The organism is Streptomyces shaanxiensis, from assembly GCF_039537145.1.
GTDB classification, from domain to species: Bacteria; Actinomycetota; Actinomycetes; order Streptomycetales; family Streptomycetaceae; genus Streptomyces; species Streptomyces shaanxiensis.
This window is the reverse complement of sequence record NZ_BAAAZY010000039.1, coordinates 14,418-33,297: the sequence shown is the minus strand read 5'-3', so window position 1 is coordinate 33,297 and position 18,880 is coordinate 14,418. Positions and strand designations below refer to the sequence as shown.

General features: G+C 71.0%; 14 protein-coding genes. 3 read left to right on the top strand and 11 right to left on the bottom strand.

Features of this window, described 5'->3' with window-relative positions:
* The 9 genes from ABD932_RS43375 to pyrG form a co-directional block, all read right to left on the bottom strand.
* A partial coding sequence (locus ABD932_RS43375; RefSeq protein ID WP_345022034.1) for a pseudouridine synthase occupies window positions 1-857 on the bottom strand: 857 nt, incomplete at its 3' end.
* On the bottom strand, window positions 857-1,540 hold the full coding sequence (gene scpB / locus ABD932_RS43370) for an SMC-Scp complex subunit ScpB (RefSeq protein ID WP_345022032.1): 684 nt from the start codon (window positions 1,538-1,540) through the stop codon (window positions 857-859). The genes ABD932_RS43375 and scpB, both read right to left, overlap by 1 nt.
* A complete protein-coding gene (locus ABD932_RS43365; protein WP_345022030.1) occupies window positions 1,537-2,664 on the bottom strand; it encodes a segregation and condensation protein A in 1,128 nt (375 codons plus the stop codon). The genes scpB and ABD932_RS43365 overlap by 4 nt, the downstream gene beginning before the upstream one ends.
* Window positions 2,665-2,682: 18 nt before the next feature.
* A complete protein-coding gene (locus tag ABD932_RS43360) occupies window positions 2,683-3,297 on the bottom strand; it encodes a hypothetical protein (RefSeq protein ID WP_345022028.1) in 615 nt (204 codons plus the stop codon).
* Complete coding sequence (locus tag ABD932_RS43355; protein ID WP_175647350.1) at window positions 3,282-4,418, bottom strand: ParA family protein; 1,137 nt, start codon at window positions 4,416-4,418, stop codon at window positions 3,282-3,284. Before ABD932_RS43355 ends, ABD932_RS43360 begins: the two co-directional genes overlap by 16 nt.
* Window positions 4,419-4,817: 399 nt before the next feature.
* Window positions 4,818-5,942: an alanine dehydrogenase gene (ald, locus tag ABD932_RS43350; protein ID WP_345022026.1), complete on the bottom strand. Its 1,125-nt coding sequence runs from the start codon at window positions 5,940-5,942 to the stop codon at window positions 4,818-4,820.
* A 136-nt stretch (window positions 5,943-6,078) separates the two neighbouring features.
* Window positions 6,079-8,166, bottom strand: a complete 2,088-nt coding sequence (locus ABD932_RS43345) for a tetratricopeptide repeat protein (protein ID WP_345022024.1) — start codon at window positions 8,164-8,166, stop codon at window positions 6,079-6,081.
* 162 nt (window positions 8,167-8,328) lie between these two features.
* Window positions 8,329-8,955: an NUDIX domain-containing protein gene (locus tag ABD932_RS43340; RefSeq protein WP_345022022.1), complete on the bottom strand. Its 627-nt coding sequence runs from the start codon at window positions 8,953-8,955 to the stop codon at window positions 8,329-8,331.
* Window positions 8,956-9,053: 98 nt separating this feature from the next.
* Window positions 9,054-10,724: a CTP synthase gene (pyrG, locus tag ABD932_RS43335; RefSeq protein WP_345022020.1), complete on the bottom strand. Its 1,671-nt coding sequence runs from the start codon at window positions 10,722-10,724 to the stop codon at window positions 9,054-9,056.
* Between the two features lie 528 nt (window positions 10,725-11,252).
* On the opposite strand from pyrG, the gene ABD932_RS43330 reads away from it, so the two are divergent.
* On the top strand, window positions 11,253-13,055 hold the full coding sequence (locus tag ABD932_RS43330) for a glycoside hydrolase family 15 protein (protein ID WP_345022042.1): 1,803 nt from the start codon (window positions 11,253-11,255) through the stop codon (window positions 13,053-13,055).
* 103 nt (window positions 13,056-13,158) lie between these two features.
* A complete protein-coding gene (locus ABD932_RS43325) occupies window positions 13,159-14,541 on the top strand; it encodes an FAD-binding oxidoreductase (protein WP_345022018.1) in 1,383 nt (460 codons plus the stop codon).
* On the opposite strand, the gene ABD932_RS43320 is transcribed toward ABD932_RS43325, so the two are convergent.
* Window positions 14,528-15,487 carry an LLM class F420-dependent oxidoreductase gene (locus ABD932_RS43320; RefSeq protein ID WP_345022016.1) on the bottom strand — a complete coding sequence of 320 codons (960 nt, stop codon included), beginning with the start codon at window positions 15,485-15,487 and terminating at the stop codon, window positions 14,528-14,530. The genes ABD932_RS43325 and ABD932_RS43320 overlap by 14 nt on opposite strands.
* 10 nt (window positions 15,488-15,497) lie before the next feature.
* Window positions 15,498-17,003 (bottom strand): APC family permease, encoded by a 1,506-nt coding sequence (locus tag ABD932_RS43315; RefSeq protein WP_345022014.1) that lies wholly within the window; start codon window positions 17,001-17,003, stop codon window positions 15,498-15,500.
* 222 nt (window positions 17,004-17,225) lie between these two features.
* Between ABD932_RS43315 and ABD932_RS43310 the strand changes: the two genes are divergently transcribed.
* Entirely contained in the window at window positions 17,226-18,878 is a 1,653-nt protein-coding gene (locus tag ABD932_RS43310) for a PucR family transcriptional regulator (RefSeq protein WP_345022012.1), read from the top strand.
* Window positions 18,879-18,880 lie beyond the last annotated feature (2 nt).

Sequence of the window (18,880 nt, the reverse complement as noted above, 5' to 3'; positions counted from 1 at the left end):
AGCTTCTTGCCCAGGTCGCGCGGGATCGGGCCGACGATGGCCGCGAGGTAGGTCTTCTTGACGCCGTACTTGGGGTGCGTGAGGCGGTGGGCCAGCTCACCGTGGTTGGTGAGCAGGATGACGCCCTCGGTCTCGGTGTCGAGCCGGCCGACGTGGAACAGCCGGGTCTCGCGGTTGGTGACGTAGTCGCCGAGGCACTGACGCCCCTCGGGGTCCTCCATCGTCGAGACGACACCGGCGGGCTTGTTGAGCGAGAAGAACTGGTACGACTGCGTGGCGACCGTCAGCCCGTCGACCTTGATCTCGTCCCTTTCGGGGTCGACGCGCAGGCCCTGCTCGACGACGATCTCGCCGTTGACCTCGACCCGCGACTCCTCGATCAGCTCCTCGCAGGCGCGCCGGGAGCCGTAGCCCGCGCGGGCGAGCACCTTCTGGAGCCGCTCGCCCTCCTGTTCGGCGCCCGGGAAGGTCTTGGGCAGCTTGACGTCCTTCTTGCCCGCGTAGCGCTCGCGGTTGCGCTCCTCGGCGCGCGCGTCGTACTCGCGGGAAGTCGCCGGAGCCGAACGGCCCCGACCGGTGCCGCGCTGCTGGCCCTGCTTGGGCCCACCCTTGGCGCCGCCGCGCGCCGAGGCGCCACGCCCCGATTTCGGGCCGTCCTGGGTGGCGCCGGGGCCCACGTCGTAGCGCCGCTCCTCCGGGCGCGGCTTCTTCGGCCGACCGCCCGGCTTGTCGTCGCGGTTGTTACCGGCACCGCGGTAGTTACCGCGGCCACCGCTGCTTCCGCCGCGGCCGCCGCTGTTGCCACCACGGCTCCCGCCGTTGTTTCCGCTGCTGTTCCTGCCGCTGCTGCTTCGCATCAAAGTTCCGTCTGGTCGTCTACGTCGTCGGAGCCCCGGCTGACCGAGGCGCCCGGACCGTCATCGGGAGCGTCCGGGTCGAACGACGGCACCCCTTCCTGGGTCTCGGCCTCGATCGCCTCCGCCTCCGGGAGGAAGGGCGCGAGCTCCGGGAGCTCGTCCAGACCGCGCAGGCCCATCCGCTCCAGGAAGTAGTTCGTCGTCCTGTACAGGATCGCACCTGTTTCGGGTTCCGCGCCCGCCTCCTCGACCAGCCCGCGCTGGAGCAGGGTGCGCATGACACCGTCGCAGTTCACTCCGCGCACCGCCGAGACGCGGCTGCGGCTGACCGGCTGGCGGTAGGCGACGACGGCGAGCGTCTCCAGGGCGGCCTGGGTGAGGCGGGCGGTCTGCCCGTCCAGGACGAGGCGCTCCACGGCCGCGGCGTACTCGGCACGCGTGTAGAAACGCCAGCCGCCCGCGACGAACCGCAGCTCGAAGCCGCGCCCCTGCATGACGTACTCGTCGGCGAGCTCCCGCAGGGCGTCGGCGATCTGCCGCCGCGGCCGCTCCAGGAGCTTCGCGAGGTGCTCCTCGGTCGCGGGCTCGTCCACGACCATGAGCATCGCCTCCAGGGCGGGCTTGAGGTCGAGGTCGGCGACGGTACGCAGTCCGGCCGGAAGTTCGGTGGTCTCCTCACTCACGCCTTCTTCTCCTCCTTGGGCGGCTCGGGCGGCCGGTCGAACTCGTCGGTCACCATGGGCGTCTCGTCCCCGTCCCCGCCGGTCCACCGCACAAGGAGCTCCCCGAGCGCGGTCTCCTGGTCGAGGGCCACGGCCTTCTCGCGGTACAGCTCCAGCAGCGCCAGGAATCGCGCTACGACGGTGAGGGTGTCGTCGGTGTCCTCGATGAGCGCCCGGAAGCTGGCCTCGCCGAGCTCCCTGAGCCGTGCGACGACGATCCCGGCCTGCTCCTGCACGCTGACCAGCGGCGCGTGGATGTGATCGACGTAGACCTGCGGCTTGGGCTTGGGCTGCATCGCCTTGACCGCGAGCTTGGCGAATCCTTCCGCCCCGATGCTGATGACGACCTCGGGCAGCAACTCCGCGTGGTGCGGTTCGAGCCCGACGGTCCGCGGATAACGCCGGGCCTCGTCATCGAGCCGCCGGCTGAAGATGTCGGCGATCTGCTTGTACGCCCGGTACTGCAGCAACCGCGCGAACAACAGGTCCCGCGCCTCCAGCAGCGCGAGATCGGCCTCGTCCTCCACCTCGGCGGAGGGCAGCAGCCGGGCCGCCTTGAGGTCGAGCAGCGTGGCCGCGACCACGAGGAACTCGGTCGTCTCGTCAAGGTCCCAGTCGGCGCCCATGGCCCTGATGTGCGCCATGAACTCGTCGGTCACCTTGGACAACGCGACTTCGGTGACGTCGAGCTTGTGCTTGGAGATCAGCTGGAGGAGGAGGTCGAAGGGGCCCTCGAAGTTGGAGAGGCGGACCTTGAAGACGCCGTCATCGGGTTCATCGGATGCAGCGGGCCGGGGCCCGGGCTCGGCAGCAGCGACTTCCGGAGCCGAATCGGGCACCACGACCGGAGGTTCCGGCTCCGGGACGACGACCTCGGGTTCCGGCTCGACGACCTGCGGTTCCGCCTCGATGAGCTGAGATTTCGGCTCCGGGACGACAACCTCCGGCTCCACGGGATCCGGAGCCGCCACAGGAACCGGCTCGACCGGCGGAGCCACAGGCGCCGCCCCCGGCCCCCGGCCCAGCACACGCCGCCGCCCGCCGGAGGCACCGGCGCCGGATGCGGGAACGTCGTTCGAGGTCATAGCCCCCGCAGGCTACCGCTACCGCCCGCGGAGCCGTCGTACCAGGATGCTGGCGTCTCCCCGGCTCTCCAGATCCGCGAGGACCACGGCCACCGCCTCGCGGACGATCCGCCCGCGGTCGACGGCCAGCCCGTGCTCGCCACGCAGCACCAGACGCGCGTGCTCCAGATCCATGAGCTCCTCGGCGGAGACATACACGGTGATCTTCTCGTCGTGCCGCTCTCGACCGCTGGGCCGGCGGGAGGCCTGTCGTCCGCGCTTGCGCGGCGCGGCGGAGGCAGCCGCACCGGACGCGGCAGAACCGCCTGCGGCACTCGCGGGCGCCCCGGCAGAACCTTCCTGCGCCCCCTGACGCCGCGCGGAGCGCTCCGCGGCCGCGGCACGGCTGCGCGACTCGCCGGCGTCGACGGACTCGGCGTCGGCGGCGACATGCTCCGCGCCGTCGCCGTCACCGCCCTGCGCGGGCACCGACTGCGGCGCGTCCTCCGCCGCGACGGCATCGGACTCCCCCGCGGGAGCCGGCACCCGGGCCTCGCCGTTGGCCGGGCGCCGGGGAGTGGACGGCTGGAGCGCCATACCCCCTGTCGTGCGGAACAGTTCGTCGGCCCCCGGCAGACTCACTCGGCGTGACACCGGGCGAGCACCTCCCTGGCGAGCTGGCGATAGGCGGCGGCTCCGACGGAGTTGGAGGCGTACGTGGTGATCGGCTCACCGGCGACCGTGGTCTCCGGGAAGCGGACCGTGCGCCCGATGACCGTGTGGTAGACGTGATCGTCGAACGCCTCGACGACACGTGCGAGCACCTCACGGCTGTGCACCGTGCGCGAGTCGTACATCGTGGCGAGGATCCCGTCGAGCTCCAGGTCCGGGTTGAGCCGTTCCTGAACCTTCTCGATGGTCTCCGTCAGCAGCGCCACGCCACGCAGGGCGAAGAACTCGCACTCCAGCGGCACGATCACCTTGTGGGCGGCCGTCAGCGCGTTGACCGTGAGCAGGCCGAGCGAGGGCTGACAGTCGATCACGATGAAGTCGTAGTCCGGCAGCAGCGGCTTCAGGGCGCGCTGGAGCGTCGACTCACGCGCGACCTCGCTCACCAACTGGACCTCGGCGGCCGACAGGTCGATGTTGCTCGGGAGCAGGTCCATGTTGGGGACCGCCGTCTTCAGGAGCACCTCGTCGGCCGACATCCCCCGCTCCATGAGCAGGTTGTAGACCGTGAGGTCGAGCTCCATCGGATTGACGCCGAGACCGACCGAGAGCGCGCCCTGGGGGTCGAAGTCGACGAGCAGGACCCGGCGTCCGTACTCCGCGAGCGCGGCACCCAGGTTGATGGTCGACGTGGTCTTGCCGACGCCGCCCTTCTGGTTGCACATCGCGATGATCTTCGCGGGGCCGTGGTCGGTCAGCGGACCCGGGATCGGGAAGTACGGCAGCGGACGCCCGGTCGGGCCGACGCGCTCGCGGCGCTGCCGGGCAGCGTCGGGCGCGAGCGTGGCCGCGTACTCGGGGTCGGGCTCGTACTCCGCGTCGGGGTCGTAGAAGTGCCCCTCGGGCAGTTCGTCGTAGTCGGCGAAGTGGTTGTGGGGCGCGCCACTTCCGTCGCCGGCCATGGCGTTCACGTGATGGCCATCCATGCTCATGTTTGCTGGCTGAGTCACCCTTGAGGTCAGGGGACCCTGGTGGGCTGCGAAGGTGCGCACCGCGACGGAGCCGACAGCCTCGAACCCCGCGGGACCCTGGCCCCGTACCGGCATTCCTGGTTGACCACCCCCGGGAGAAAATGTCGACTCATTCACAAGTCGTCTTACCTCCTTGGTGACCAGGAAACTTCTAGACAGGTCAGCGTGGCACCATGCCGACAGTCGGCGACTCTATGGCGTGTCGGCGGTTCGCAGCAACACAATCCGCCGGACCGGGCAGATGTGTCGACAATGAAACATCCCGCTGTCAAGGGCGTACGGCCGTCGCACAGTGGGTTTCACCGGTGTGCGAATCGGGCGAAGGGTTGCGTTCGAGGCGAGTTGACCGAGAGTCGCAAAGTGACCATACACACATCCGGCCGGACCTTTTCGGGCAAGGTCCGGCCGAGTGCGTGCGGTTGACGACTTGTGTTGACGTATCGCCTTTACCAGAAAGTGACTTAACCGATCGGCTCAGCCGAGCAGCGATTCGAGCTCCGCGTGCTCCAGTCCGTGTGCCTCCGCGACGGTCCGGTAAACCACCTTGCCGTCGTGCGTGTTGAGGCCCTTGGCCAGCGCGGGGTCACGGCGCAGCGCCTCCACCCAGCCGTGGTTGGCCAGTTCGAGGATGTACGGCAGCGTGGCGTTGGTCAGCGCGTAGGTGGAGGTGTTGGGCACCGCGCCGGGCATGTTGGCGACGCAGTAGAAGACCGAGTTGTGGACCGGGAAGGTCGGCTCGGCGTGGGTGGTGGGACGCGAGTCCTCGAAGCAGCCGCCCTGGTCGATCGCGATGTCGACAAGGACACTTCCCGGCTTCATCCGCGAGACCAGCTCGTTGGTGACCAGCTTCGGGGCCTTGGCGCCCGGGATGAGGACGGCGCCGATGACGAGGTCGGCCTCGAGGCAGGCCTTCTCCAGCTCCAGGGCGTTGGAGACGACGGTCTGGATCTTCGTGCCGAAGACCTTGTCCGCCTCCTTGAGCTTGTTGATGTCCTTGTCGAGCAGGGTCACGTGGAAGCCCATGCCGATGGCGATCTGCGCGGCGTTCCAGCCGGAGACGCCACCGCCGATGACGACGGCCCGGCCGGCCAGCACGCCCGGAACACCGCCGGGCAGGACGCCGCGGCCGCCGTTGGCCCGCATCAGGTGGTATGCGCCGACCTGCGGGGCGAGGCGGCCGGCGACCTCGGACATGGGGGCGAGCAGCGGCAGGGCCCGGGAGGGCAGCTCGACCGTCTCGTAGGCGATCGCCGTGGTGCCGGACTCGATGAGCGCGTCCGTGCACTCCTTGGAGGCGGCCAGGTGCAGGTAGGTGAAGAGCGTCTGGTCCTTGCGGAGGCGGTGGTACTCCTCGGCGATGGGCTCCTTGACCTTCAGCAGCAGGTCGGCGGTGGCCCACACTTCGTCGGCGGTGTCGAGGATCCGGGCGCCTGCGGCGACGTACTCGGCGTCCGGGATCGACGAGCCGACACCGGCGCCGCGCTCGATGACGACCTGGTGGCCGTGGCGCACCAGCTCGTGCACACCGGCGGGGGTGATGGCCACCCGGAACTCGTTGTTCTTGACCTCGCGGGGGATGCCGACCTTCACGTCGATCACGGTCCTTGGCTCAGAGGGTGTGGGGGCATTGCAAGACATACCCGTGCATGCATGGGCACACCGGGAGACACCGCAGGAGAAGGTGCGGCAGAGCCAGTCTAATGAAGGTGTTCCCGCTGTCTAGCCTTTCATTGCATCAATCTTCAGCAGATGTACTACGGATTTCGCAGGCGTTAGGGCCATGTTCCGGCTCGAAACTGTCTTGCTGGGGCTCTGACGGGTCCACATCGGGCTCCTCGGGCTCCTCCCCCAGGATCCGCCGGGCCGCGCCCCGGTGCAGCTGCGCCGCCGCCGAATCGCCCAGGTGGTCGAGGGTGTCGGCGAGCCGCAGATACAGGGCGCCCTGCAGCCGCGGGTCCTCGGCGCGCCGCGCCCACTCCACCGCCTCCTGGCAGGTCCGCAGCGACTCCTCGGGCCGCCCCGCGTACTCCTGGACCCGCGCCAGCTCGCTCAACGCCCGGGCGTGCCCGGCGACATCGCCGTTCTTGCGGTGCCCGGCGACGGCGGCCCGCCAGTTCCGCAGCGCCTCGCCGTACCGGCCCGCATAGGTGTGGGCCTCGGCGATACGGCCGTACAGCCGGGCGGCGTCGGCACGCTCGCCCCGGGCCAGCCGCTGGGCCAGCGCCCGGCCGAACCAGTCGGCGGCCCGGTCGTAGTCCCGCAGCTCCAGGTGGGCCCCGCCTACGGATTCCATCGCGCGGCCGGCCGCATACGGGTCGTTCGCCTGCCGGCCGGCGTCCAGCGCGGCCCGATAGCGCGCCAGCGCCTCCTGCCTGCGCCCCGCCCGGGCGTCGACGTCGCCGAGGTTCAGCAGGGCCGCGGCCATCTCGCGGGGCAGGTTCTGCCGCTCGGCCACATCGAGGACCAGACTGTGGACGGCGTACAGGTCGTCGGCGGCCGCCTGCGTGCCGACGTGCACGACCAGCGCCCTGACCAGCTGGGACATCAGGCGCCGGGCCAGGGTGTCCAGCTCTCCGTCGGCGACCGCGGCCCGGACCGCGGCCAGCAGGGCGGGCCTGCGGATGGTCAGCCAGTCGGCGGCCGCCCTGGGGTTGGGGAAGCGCAGGGCCTGGGGCATGCCGAGGAGCTTCTGGCGGGTCTCGGGGCTGTCGGTCTCCGTGATCGCCCGGCAGGACTGCAGCAGCCGCACGGTCCGCTCCAGCATGCGGGCGCGGGCGAGCTGCAGCTCGGCGGGGCGGTCCTGGGTCTCGGTGAGGGCCCTGAGGTACGGGTGCAGACAGGCCGGGACCTCGTACTGGGGCAGCGGCGAGTCGACGGAGTGCAGCAGGCCGAGGGCGGTGAGGTCGTCCAGGGTGGTGCGGGCGCCGTCGACCGAGCTGCCGGCCAGGGCGGAGGCGGTGTGCGGGTCGACGATGCCGCCGGGGGCGAGGGTCAGCAGGCGCAGTATGCGGGCGGCGGGGGTCGGCAGGGACGCGTAGGCGAGGCGGAAGACCCGGCCGAGCGGCGCCCCCTCCTCGCCCTCGGCGCGCAGCTGCTTGGCGAGGTCGGCCACGGCCGCCTTGGGGCGGGCGGCGAGCCAGCCGCCCGCCAGCATCAGCGCGGCCGGCTGCCCCTGGCACACCTCGACGAGGCCCTCGGCGGAACGCGGGTCGACGGTGATGCGGACCGAGCCGGCGTACCGGGACAGCAGCTCCACCGCCGACTTGGTGTCCAGGCCGCCGAGGGTGCAGGGCCGTACGTCCGAGATCCCGGTCAGCGGACCGTCGGAGACGGCGACGGCCAGGCACTCCGGGGAGTCCGGCAACAGGGCGTCGACCTGCTCAGCCTCGGCGGCGTCGTCCAGCAGGAGCAGGACCCGGCGCTCCGCGAGGGCCTCGCGCAGGGCCGCCGTGAGGTCGTCCTCGGCGGCACCGGGCGGGATGGGCCGGTCCAGGGCGGTGAGCAGGGCGCGGGCGGCCCGCCCGACGGGGACGGGGGTGCCGTCGGGCTCGCTCAGGCGGGTGCGCAGGACGCCGTCGGCGTAACGGTCCGCCACCTGCCGTGCGAGTTCCTCGGCGAGCGCGGTGCGGCCGGAGCCGGGACGGCCCGCGATGAGCAGTACGCGCGCGCGTGGCGCCTTGCGGCCGGAGAGGGTGTCCAGGCCCGCGCGCTCGATGTCGGCGCGGAGCTCCTTCAACTCGCGGGTGCGGCCCAGGAATTGGCTCTCACCGGACGCGTGTGCCGACACCTGCACGCCGCCTGTGTCCACCACCTGATCCGTCACGGGCCACGCTCCCGTCCCACCACACGCGCAAGCCCGCCGGGACTCCGGTTCGGGCGTATTCAGAGCCTAGTTCACGCTCTGCTACGTTCCGTGCGGAGCACGGCGGGCAGGGAGAGGACGTCCCCCGATCGGATCAGCCGATCTTCACACTGAAGGGTGTGCTCAGGACTCGAAGGGACGGGCCGGCCACGGCGCCTCCGCCGGGCGCAGCGCGTCGAGTCCGTCGCCGGTGCGCGCGGCGACCAGTGACAGCACGCCCACGACGAGGCAGTTGTTGTGCAACTCGCCCGCGAGCACGCCCCGGACGAGTTCGTCGACCGACACGCGCGCGTGCTCCATGTCGGCCTCCTCGTCCTCCACCTCGAAGCGGTCGCCGTCCGCCTCGGACAGACCACGGGCGAGGAAGATCCGCACGGCCTCGTCGCAACCGCCGGGGGTCGTGTAGACGTCCGTCAGCACCCGCCAGTCCTCGGCCTTGACGTGCGCCTCCTCGTAGAGCTCGCGCTGGGCGGCGTGCAGCGGGTTCTCGCCGGGGATGTCGAGCAGGCCGGCCGGGATCTCCCACAGCTTCTGGCGCACCGGGTGACGGTACTGCTTGATGAGCAGGACGCGGTCCTCGTCGTCGAGGGCGAGGACGGCCACCGAGCCGGGGTGGACCTGGTAGTCGCGTCGCACCACCGAGCCGCCGGGCATGACCACGTCGTCCGTGCGGACCGAGGTCTTGTTGCCCACGAAGGGGGTGTCCGTCGCCCGGACCTCCCACTCCTGCGGGGTGTCCTTGATCGTCATGCCCTGCCCTTCCACACGCTTTCAAAAAGAACCCGCCAAAGAAAACCGGGGCGCGAACCTTTGAAGGTTCGCACCCCGGCCACCGTACAACTCTCGTGTCAGTCCGAATTCTTGCCGAGGCCTTCAGCCTGCTGGCGCTCGACCGAGGCCTTCACCAGCCCGGCGAACAGCGGGTGCGGGCGCGTCGGGCGCGAGCGCAGCTCGGGGTGGGCCTGCGTGGCCACCAGGTAAGGGTGGACCTCGCGCGGGTACTCCACGTACTCGACGAGCTTGCCGTCGGGCGACGTGCCGGAGAACAGGATGCCCGCCTTCTTCTCCAGCTCCGCCCGGTAGGCGTTGTTCACCTCGTAGCGGTGACGGTGCCGCTCCTCGACGTACTCCTTGCCGTCGTACACCTCGCGCACGATCGAACCCTCGGCCAACTTCGCCGGGTACATGCCCAGGCGCATCGTTCCGCCCATGTCGCCCTCACCGGCGACGATGTCCAGCTGCTCGGCCATGGTGGAGATCACCGGGTGGCCGGTCGCCGGGTCGAACTCGGTGGAGTTGGCGTCGGAGATGTCGGCGAGGTTGCGGGCCGCCTCGATCACGATGCACTGCAGTCCCAGGCACAGGCCCAGCAGCGGGATCCTGTTCTCCCGGGCGTACTTGATCGCCCCGACCTTGCCGAGCACACCGCGGTCGCCGAAGCCGCCCGGGATGCAGATGCCGTCCACGTCGGCCAGCTGCTGCTTGGCGCCGGCCGGGGTCTTGCAGTCGTCGGACGTGACCCACTTGATCTTCACGCGGGCCTTGTTGGCGAAGCCGCCCGCGCGCAGCGCCTCGGTGACCGAGAGGTAGGCGTCGGGCAGGTCGATGTACTTGCCGACCAGCGCGAGGGTGATTTCGTGGTCGGGATTGTGGACGCGGTCGAGCAGGTCGTCCCAGGTCGTCCAGTCCACGTCGCGGAACGGCAGGTCCAGCTTGCGGACTACATAGGCGTCCAGGCCCTCGCCGTGCACGGTCTTCGGGATGTCGTAGATGGAGCGGGCGTCGGGGCAGGCGACCACCGCGGCCTCGTCGACATCGCACATCAGGGAGATCTTGCGCTTGATCGCGGTCGGGACCTCACGGTCGCAGCGCAGCACGATCGCGTCTGGCTGAATACCGATGTTGCGCAGCGCCGCAACCGAGTGCTGGGTCGGCTTCGTCTTCAGCTCTCCCGAGGGGCCGATGTACGGCAGGAGCGAGATGTGGACGACGAAGACGTTGTCACGACCGACCTCGTGACGGACCTGGCGGACGGTCTCCAGGAACGGCAGCGACTCGATGTCGCCGACCGTGCCGCCGACCTCCGTGATCACGACGTCGACCTCGTCCGTCGCCATGCGGCGGATGCGGTGCTTGATCTCGTTGGTGATGTGCGGGATGACCTGCACGGTGTCGCCCAGGTACTCGCCGCGCCGCTCCTTGGCGATCACGGTCGAGTACACCTGGCCGGTGGTGACGTTCGCGGAACCGTCCAGATCGCGGTCGAGGAAGCGCTCGTAGTGGCCGATGTCCAGGTCGGTCTCGGCGCCGTCGTTGGTGACGAACACCTCGCCGTGCTGGAAGGGGTTCATCGTGCCAGGGTCGACATTGAGGTACGGGTCCAGCTTCTGCATGACCACGCGCAGGCCCCGCGCCTTGAGGAGCATGCCGAGACTGGAGGCCGTCAGGCCCTTGCCGAGCGAGGAGGCGACACCCCCGGTGACGAAGATGTGCTTGGTCGTCGTGGATTTGGGCGTCATGGCCAAAGGGGGGCTCCCGTGGTCGCGGTCTGGGGTGCGTTACGGCTGCCTGGCCGGAGAGTTCTCCGGGGTCGCCGTCGCTGCGGTTCCGGGGTTTCTCGCCCACCGGTCCACGGGCTACCAGGGTATCAGCGACAGAGACCGATGGCTTCCGGCCACGCTCCGCACACGAGTCGCCACGAACCTGCACAGGCGTCTCGGTTTCTCACCCCTTGCTCACCCGTTCGGCCGACCCGGGTTGCCCGGACCGGCACGCAGATCATCTACGTGCGTCGTATCCTGCTCGGACATTCGCTGCCGAGCCCGGCCGGCAAACACGGCACCACCCCCGCCCGTCACACCCGGAACAACGAGAGCTCGTCAGTTCGTTGAGCAGAGATTGTTGAGAAGAGACTGTCGTTTTGCCTCACGGCGGAAACGACTGCTTTGCTTCACCGCTCAACGACGCTTAACAACCACCCCTTGACCGCACTAAGCGAGAGCCCCTTGTCAGAAGGGGGCGACGTGGCCGTTCGACTGGAGTTGCACGTGGCCGGGCGCATCGAAGACTACGCACTCATCGGAGACATGCAGACCGCAGCGCTGGTCTGCCGGGACGGCACAGTGGACTGGCTGTGCCTGCCCCGCTTCGACTCGCATGCCATCTTCGCCGGACTGCTGGGCACCGAGGAGCACGGTTTCTGGCGGCTCGGCCCCGCGCACGCCTCCGACGCCCCGCCGCCCACCGCGGCCCGGCGCAGCTACCGCGGCGACTCGCTGATCCTGGAGTCCGAGTGGGACACGCCGCGCGGCACGGTCCGGGTGATCGACTTCATGCCGCCGCGTGACGGCGCGCCCCAGCTGATCCGGATCGTGGAGGGCGTCTCTGGCCGGGTGCCGATGCGCTCGGCGCTCAGGATGCGTTTCTCGTACGGCCGTGTCGTGCCGTGGGTGCACAAGCACGAGGGCCGTACGGTCGCCGTCGCCGGCCCGGACTCGGTGTGGTTCGACACGGAGGCCGAGACCTACGGCAAGTCGCTGACGACGTACTCGGACTTCACGGTCGCCCCGGGTGAGCGGATCGCGTTCACGATCTCCTGGGAGCCCTCGCACAAGCAGCCGCCGGCGCTGCCCGAGCCGGAGCAGTCGCTGGAGGCGACGGAGGAGTTCTGGCGCGAGTGGGTCGAGCACTGTACGTACCACGGCCCCTACCGCGAGGCGGTCGTCCGCTCGCTGATCACGCTGAAGGCGCTGACGTACGCCCCGACCGGCGGCATCGTCGCGGCGCCCACCACCTCCCTGCCGGAGGACATCGGAGGCGTCCGCAACTGGGACTACCGGTACACCTGGCTGCGCGACGCGGCCATCACCCTGTCCTCGCTGCTGCGCACCGGCTACCGCGAGGAGGCCCGCGCCTGGCGCGAGTGGCTGCTGCGGGCCGTCGCGGGTGACCCCGAGAACCTGCAGATCATGTACGGCATCGCCGGGGAGCGCGAGCTGGGTGAGGCCGAGCTGGACTGGCTGCCCGGCTACGAGGCGTCCGCGCCGGTCCGGGTCGGCAACGGCGCCGCGCACCAGCTCCAGCTGGACGTGTACGGCGAGGTCACCGAGGCCCTGCACCTGGCCCACATGACGGGCCTGGCCCGCAACGACTACGCCTCGCTGCTCCAGCTCAAGCTGATCCGCTACCTCGAGGACCACTGGGACGAGCCGGACGAGGGCATCTGGGAGGTGCGCGGCCCGCGCCGCCACTTCGTGCACTCCAAGGTGATGGCCTGGGTCGCCGTCGACCGCACGATCAAGCTGATCGAGTCCGGCGACGCGGACGGCCCGCTGGAGCGCTGGCGCGAGCTGCGCGACGACATCCACCGGGACGTGTGCGAGAAGGGCTACGACAAGGAGCGCAACACCTTCACGCAGTCGTACGGCTCGAAGGAGCTGGACGCCTCGCTGCTGCTGATCCCGCAGATGGGCTTCCTGCCGCCGGACGACAAGCGCGTCATCGGCACCATCGAGGCGATCCAGCGCGAGCTGTCGACCTCGGACGGCTTCATCCTGCGCTACCCGACGCAGGGCGACGACGAGGGCGTCGACGGCCTCCCCGGCGACGAGGGTGCCTTCCTGGCCTGCTCGTTCTGGATGGCGGACGACCTGGCGATGATCGGCCGCGTCGACGAGGCCCGCAAGCTGTTCGAGAAGCTGCTGTCGCTGCGCAACGACCTCGGGCTGCTGGCGGAGGAGTGGGACCCGCACCTGCAGCGCCAGGTCGGCAACTTCCCGCAGGCCTTCAGCCACGTTCCGCTGATCGACACCGCCCTGCGGCTGACGGCGTCCGGGGCGTACGGCGGCTGACAGGGCCTGGCGGAAAGGCCCGCCGCAGCGCTCGACAGGACGGACGTGACACGCCCGCCTAGCCTGGAAACAAGCTATTGCCCCTTGTCGGAAGGGGGCGGCCATGGCTTCCCGGTCGAAGGCGGGCGCGGCTCTCGACGCGCTGCGTGAGGATCTCTCCGGTGATGTGTTCGCTCCGGGGGACTTCGGTTACGACGACGCCCGGGGCGTCTTCAACACCATGATCGACCGGCGGCCCGCGGTGATCGCGCAGTGCGTGGACGAGGGCGACGTCGTGCGGGCCGTGCGGTTCGGCCGGGAGCTGGACCTCAACATCGCGGTGCGCGGCGGCGGGCACAGCGTCGCCGGCATGGCGCTGAACGACAACGGTCTGGTCGTCGACCTGCGCCATATGCGCGCCGTCACCGTCGACCCCGCGGCCGAGGCGGTACGGATCGCGGGCGGCGCCACGATGAGCGACCTGGACCACGCCACCCAGCCGTACGGCCTCGCCACGACCGGCGGACGGGCCTCGACCACCGGTGTCGGCGGCTTCGTCCTCGGCGGCGGCACCGGCTGGCTGGACCGCTGCTGCGGGCTCGCCGTCGACAATCTGCTCGGCGTGGAGCTGGTCACCGCCGACGGCAACCGGGTGCATGCCAACGCGGACGAGAACCCGGACCTGTTCTGGGCCCTGCACGGAGGCGGCGGCAACTTCGGCATCGCCACCGCGATCACGCTGAAGCTGCACGAACTGCCCGACTTCGCCATCGCCATGGTGGTGTACCGGCCCGAGTTCGCGCCCGACGCCGTCCGCACGTTCCGCGACGTGATCGAGTCCGGCCCCGACGAGGTGGGCGGCGGCAGTATCTACTTCACCGGCCCGCCCGAGGAGTTCGTGCCGCCGCCGCTGGTCGGCACACTGGTCTGCGGTGTGCTCCTCACCTACGCCGGTACCGAGCAGGACATGCGCAAGTACGCCGAGCCGCTGCTGGCGCTGCCGCACGAGGCGGAGATCGTGGGCGCGATGCCGTACACCGACGTGCAGTGCATGATCGACGATCCGCCCGGCATGCGGCACTACTGGTCGGCCGAGTACCTGACGGGCGCGCCGGACGACTTCGTGGACGTCTACGGTGCCGAGGCGCGGTCCATGCCCGTACCGACCGGCACCCAGCACGCCCTCCTCCCGCAGGGCGGCGCGATCGCGGCCGGCCCGCACGAGTACCCGGTGCCCTACCGGGACGCGCCCTGGGCGATCCATCCCTACGGCATGTGGGAGGACCCGGCGGACGACGAGCGGTGTGTCCAGTGGGTACGTGACGTCCGCGCCGGCGTCCGGCCGTGGAGCACCGGTGCGGTGTACCTGAACTTCATCGGCGCGGAGGGCCAGGAGCGTGTGATCGCCGGCCTGGGCGCCGACAACTACCGACGCCTCGCCTCACTGAAGCGGCAGTGGGACCCGGACAACGTCTTCCGCTTCAACCACAACATCAAGCCGGCCTGAGCGCCGTCAGCGTCCGCTCCCCGCCCGGGTCGCCCGCAGTCGCCGGGACGAGGGCGATCTCGTCGAGTCCGGCCTCGGCGTACTCCTCGGCACGCGCGCGTACGGCGTCCAAGTCGCCCACCAGGCCGACCGTGCCGGCCGCCGCGGCGGGCAGCGCCCGCACCAGCGTGCCGGAGTCCGCGCCGGTACGGGCCAGCTCGACCGCCTCTGCGAAACCGGCCGCCTCGAACATGTCGCTGTATCCCGGCACGGTCAGATACCCGGCGATGCTCCGCAGGACCTGCGCGAGGGAGTCCGGGTCCGGATCGACGGCGGCCGGCAGCCAGGAGACCAGGGTCGGCGGCGACGTACGGCCCGCACGCGCGGCGGCCGCCTCGAGCTTGGCCCGCAGCAGGCGGACCTGGTCCGGCGAGACGATGTCGAGCAGCATCCGGTCGGCGTGCGCGGCGGCCGTGGCGATCGCGCGGTCGCCGAAGGCCGCCACGGTGAGCGGGCCTCCGGGCGGCGGGAGGCGGCGCGGGAAGGCGCTGCCGGGAACGACCGGCTCGCCGGGCCGGCCGTGCAGGAAGCCGCGTACGGCCGCGGCCGAGGCCTCCATCGCCGCCGCGGGCCGCATCCGCGGTACCCCGTGCACGCCCTCGACCACCCGCTTGCTGGACGTCCCCAGCGCCACCCCGACCGGCCGCCCGACGACGGCGGCGACCGAGGCGGCACCCCGCGCGATGCCGAACGCGTCCCGCACCGACACCGCCACCGGACCGGCCGTCAGCGCGACCCGCTCGGTGGCCCGCCCGATCGCCGTGGCGAGGACGAAGGAGTCCCAGGTGGGCCCCTCCCCCGCCCACACCTCGCGGTACCCGAGCCGATCGGCGACCGCTGCCACCCGCAGCGGCTCCTCGACCGGGCTGTCGTCCTCCCGTGCCACGGCAACCACACTGAAATCCATGCAGGCGCAGCTACCCCGCCGAGCGTGCCGTAACCGGGGCTTCCGTTCGCTCCGCCGAGTCCTCCAGCACGATCCTGCCGATGACGTCGTAGCGCTCCGGCCGCCGCGCCTTCAGATACAGACCGAGCCCGAGACCGCCGAAGAAGACCAGCCCCACGATCCACGGGATGGCCTTGAAGAAGAGCGAGTGGGCCGCCGTACCGGCCGCGGTGTCCAGGTTGGTCACCAGCAGCCCCACGACCGCGATCATGCCGATGCCGCCGAGCAGCGGGGCGGTGAACGTGCGGAACCAGTGCCGGTCCTCGGGGTGGTTCCGGCGGAAGTAGCCGATGACCGCGAACGAGCACAGGGTCTGCACGATGAGGATCGCCATCGTGCCGAGGATCGCCAGCAACGTGTAGAGGTGGACGTACGGGTCCTGACCGGTCAGCCAGAAGGCGCCGACGAGCGCGACCGCGATGAGCGACTGCACGAAGGACGCGATGTACGGCGACCCGTGCCGGGCGTGCGTACGGCCGAGGGCGGGGTGCAGGAAGCCCTCGCGGCCGATGGCGTACAGATAGCGCGCCGCGCACTGGTGGAAGGCCATCCCGCAGGCGAACGAGCCGGTGATCAGCAGCCACTGGAAGGCGTCGACCGCCCAGGCGCCGACGTAGGTGTGCGCCGGGTCGAGGAACAGGTCGAGCGGGCTGGTGCCGGAGGAGATCTCGACGGAGCCCTTGAGGCCGTTGCCGGCGATGGTCATCCAGGAGACGTAGATGTAGAAGAGCCCGACCCCGATGACGGAGATCAGCGTCGCGCGCGGGATGACGCGCTTGGGGTCGCGGGACTCCTCGCCGTACATCGCCGTGGACTCGAAGCCGACCCACGACCAGAAGGCGAAGAACAGGCCGAGACCGGCGGAGGCGCCGGTGAAGGCGTTCTTGGGGTTGATCGGCTCGACGGGGATGCCATCCGGGCCGCCGCCGTGCAGGAGTACGGCCGTGGCGACCGCGAAGAGGACCGCGATCTCGGCGATCAGCATCACGCCGAGGGCCTTCGCGGTGAGGTTGATGTCGAAGTACGCCAGGACCGCGGTGACCAGCAGCATCGCGGCGGCGTACAGGATCCAGGGCAGGTCGAGGCCGAGCTGGTCGTGGACCGTCGTCTGCGCGAAGTACGAGAACACGCCGACGATGGACGCCTCGAAGACGATGTACGCCAGCACGGCGAGCATCCCGGAGGCCATGCCGGTGATCCGGCCGAGCCCGTGCGAGATGTAGCCGTAGAAGGCGCCCGCGGCGGTGATACGGCGGGCCATGGCGACGTATCCGACGGAGAACACCGTCAGCACGAGCGTCGCGAAGAGATAGCCGGCGGGCGCGCCGGTGCCGTTGCCGAAGCCGACCGCGATGGGCAGGTTGCCGGTCATCGCGGTGATCGGCGCGGCGGTGGCGACCGCCATGAAGACGACGCCCACCAGGCCTACGGAGTTCGCCTTGAGCCGGTGAACCTCACGCGTGGGTGTTTTCGTCATTTCATCCCTCTCGAGGTGCTTCCGCAACGAAATCCGAAGCCGAAGACGCCGCTTCCCTTCGGATGCGCCAGTCTGGCGGGGCAGTGATGTACGCCACAAGCGACAAGGGGTCCGGCAATTCGGCGCGCGGCGCGACGCATTGTCGGGCGGAGGGAGCCGGTGATCGTCTCCGTAACCGTCCGGAGATGTCGTGGAAGCATCCCCGCGGGTAGCGTCCGACTCATGGGCAGCGGCACGGGCGGTACGGACAGCGGATTCGAGACCTACGGCGCCGGAATCACGGTGCGGCGGGCGCTGGAGCTGCCCGGGCTGCGCAGCGGACTCCCCGAGGTCCTCGCGGGCGCCGACCGGCTGGGGCGGACCGTGCGCTGGGTGCACGCGGGCGAGGTGCCGCACATCGCCTCCCTGTTGAAGGGCGGGGAGCTGCTGCTGACCACGGGCTACGGCCTCGGCACCCGCCCGGCCGACCAGCGCGCGTTCGTGCGCACCCTGGCCGAGCGCGGTATCGCGGCCCTCGTCGTCGAACTCGGCCCGCGCTTCACGCGCCTGCCCGCCGCGCTGGTCGACACGGCGCGAACGGCCGGTCTGCCGCTGGTCCAGCTGCACCGCGAGGTGCCCTTCGTGACGGTCACCGAGGAGATCCACACGGAGATCGTCAACGGCCACTACGCGCTGCTGCAACGGGCGGAGGAGGTGCACCGCCGGTGCACGGAAGCACTGCTCGGCGGCGGCGGTGTGCCCCAAGTGCTCGGCATCCTGGCCGACTTCAGCGGCAACCCGGTGTTCCTGGAGACGACGGACGGGCGGCTGCTGTACGCCGCCGGGGCCGGCCCCGAGGGCGCGGATCCGTTGCAGGTGTGGGAGGGGCTGCGAGGCCAGCACAAGGACGCGCCGCCGCCCGCCGGGTCGGTGCTGGTGGATGTTCCGGGGGGCGGCCCCGGGACGGGTTCGGTCCGGGCGCGGCTCGTCCTCCTGCCCGTGCGGGGCCTTCTCACGCCCGTCCACCGCATCGCCACCGAGCGGGCCGCGGGCATCCTCGCCGTGGTGCTGATGCAGGCCCGGCAGGAGGAGGAGCTGGCGGCACGCGGGCGCGGCGACTTCCTGACCGACCTCGCGGAGGGCCGCGTCGACGCCGAGGACGCCCCGGCACAGGCGCGCGTGCTGGGCTTCAAGCCGGGCAACAGCCCGCTGCTGCCGGTGGTGATGCGGCTCGGGGACGTGCTGTCGCCGGGCGGCGGCTGGGCGGTGCTGGCGCGCGCGGTCGGGGAGGAGCTGGCGTCCGTGGGGGTTCCGGTCCTGCTGGGCGTGCGGCCGGTCGAGGGTCGCGTCCCCCTGCTGCTGGGCCTGCGTGCGGAGTCGGAGCGGTCGACGGTCGCGGACCGGGTCGCGGCGGCGCTGCGGGCGGGTGTCGAGCGGGCCGGGATCCAGCGGCCCGGGGCGCAGCCGCCGGTGGTGGTCGTCGGGGTGGCCGGCGGCTGGGCGGCGGCCTCGGCGGGCCTCAGGCACGCGGCGGAGACGGCGACAGCGGCGCAGGGCCTGTCGGACCGCCCCTGGTACGACGCCCGGCGCCTGGACATCGACCTGCTGCTGTGGCGGCTGCGCGACCACCCGGACCTCGCGGCGTTCGTGGACCGTGCGATCGGCCCGCTCCGCGACCACGACAGCCGCTCCAAGCCGCCCCTGCTGCCCACGCTGGAGACGTACTTGGCGCACGCGGGCCGCAAGGCGGAGACGGCCCGCGAACTGCACCTCAACCGGCAGACCCTCTACAACCGCCTCGCCCGCATCGGCGAGTTGCTCGGCACGGACCTCGACGACCCGCAGACGGTACTGGCGTTGAGCCTCGCGCTGCGGGCGCGGAGGCATGTGAGCTAGAG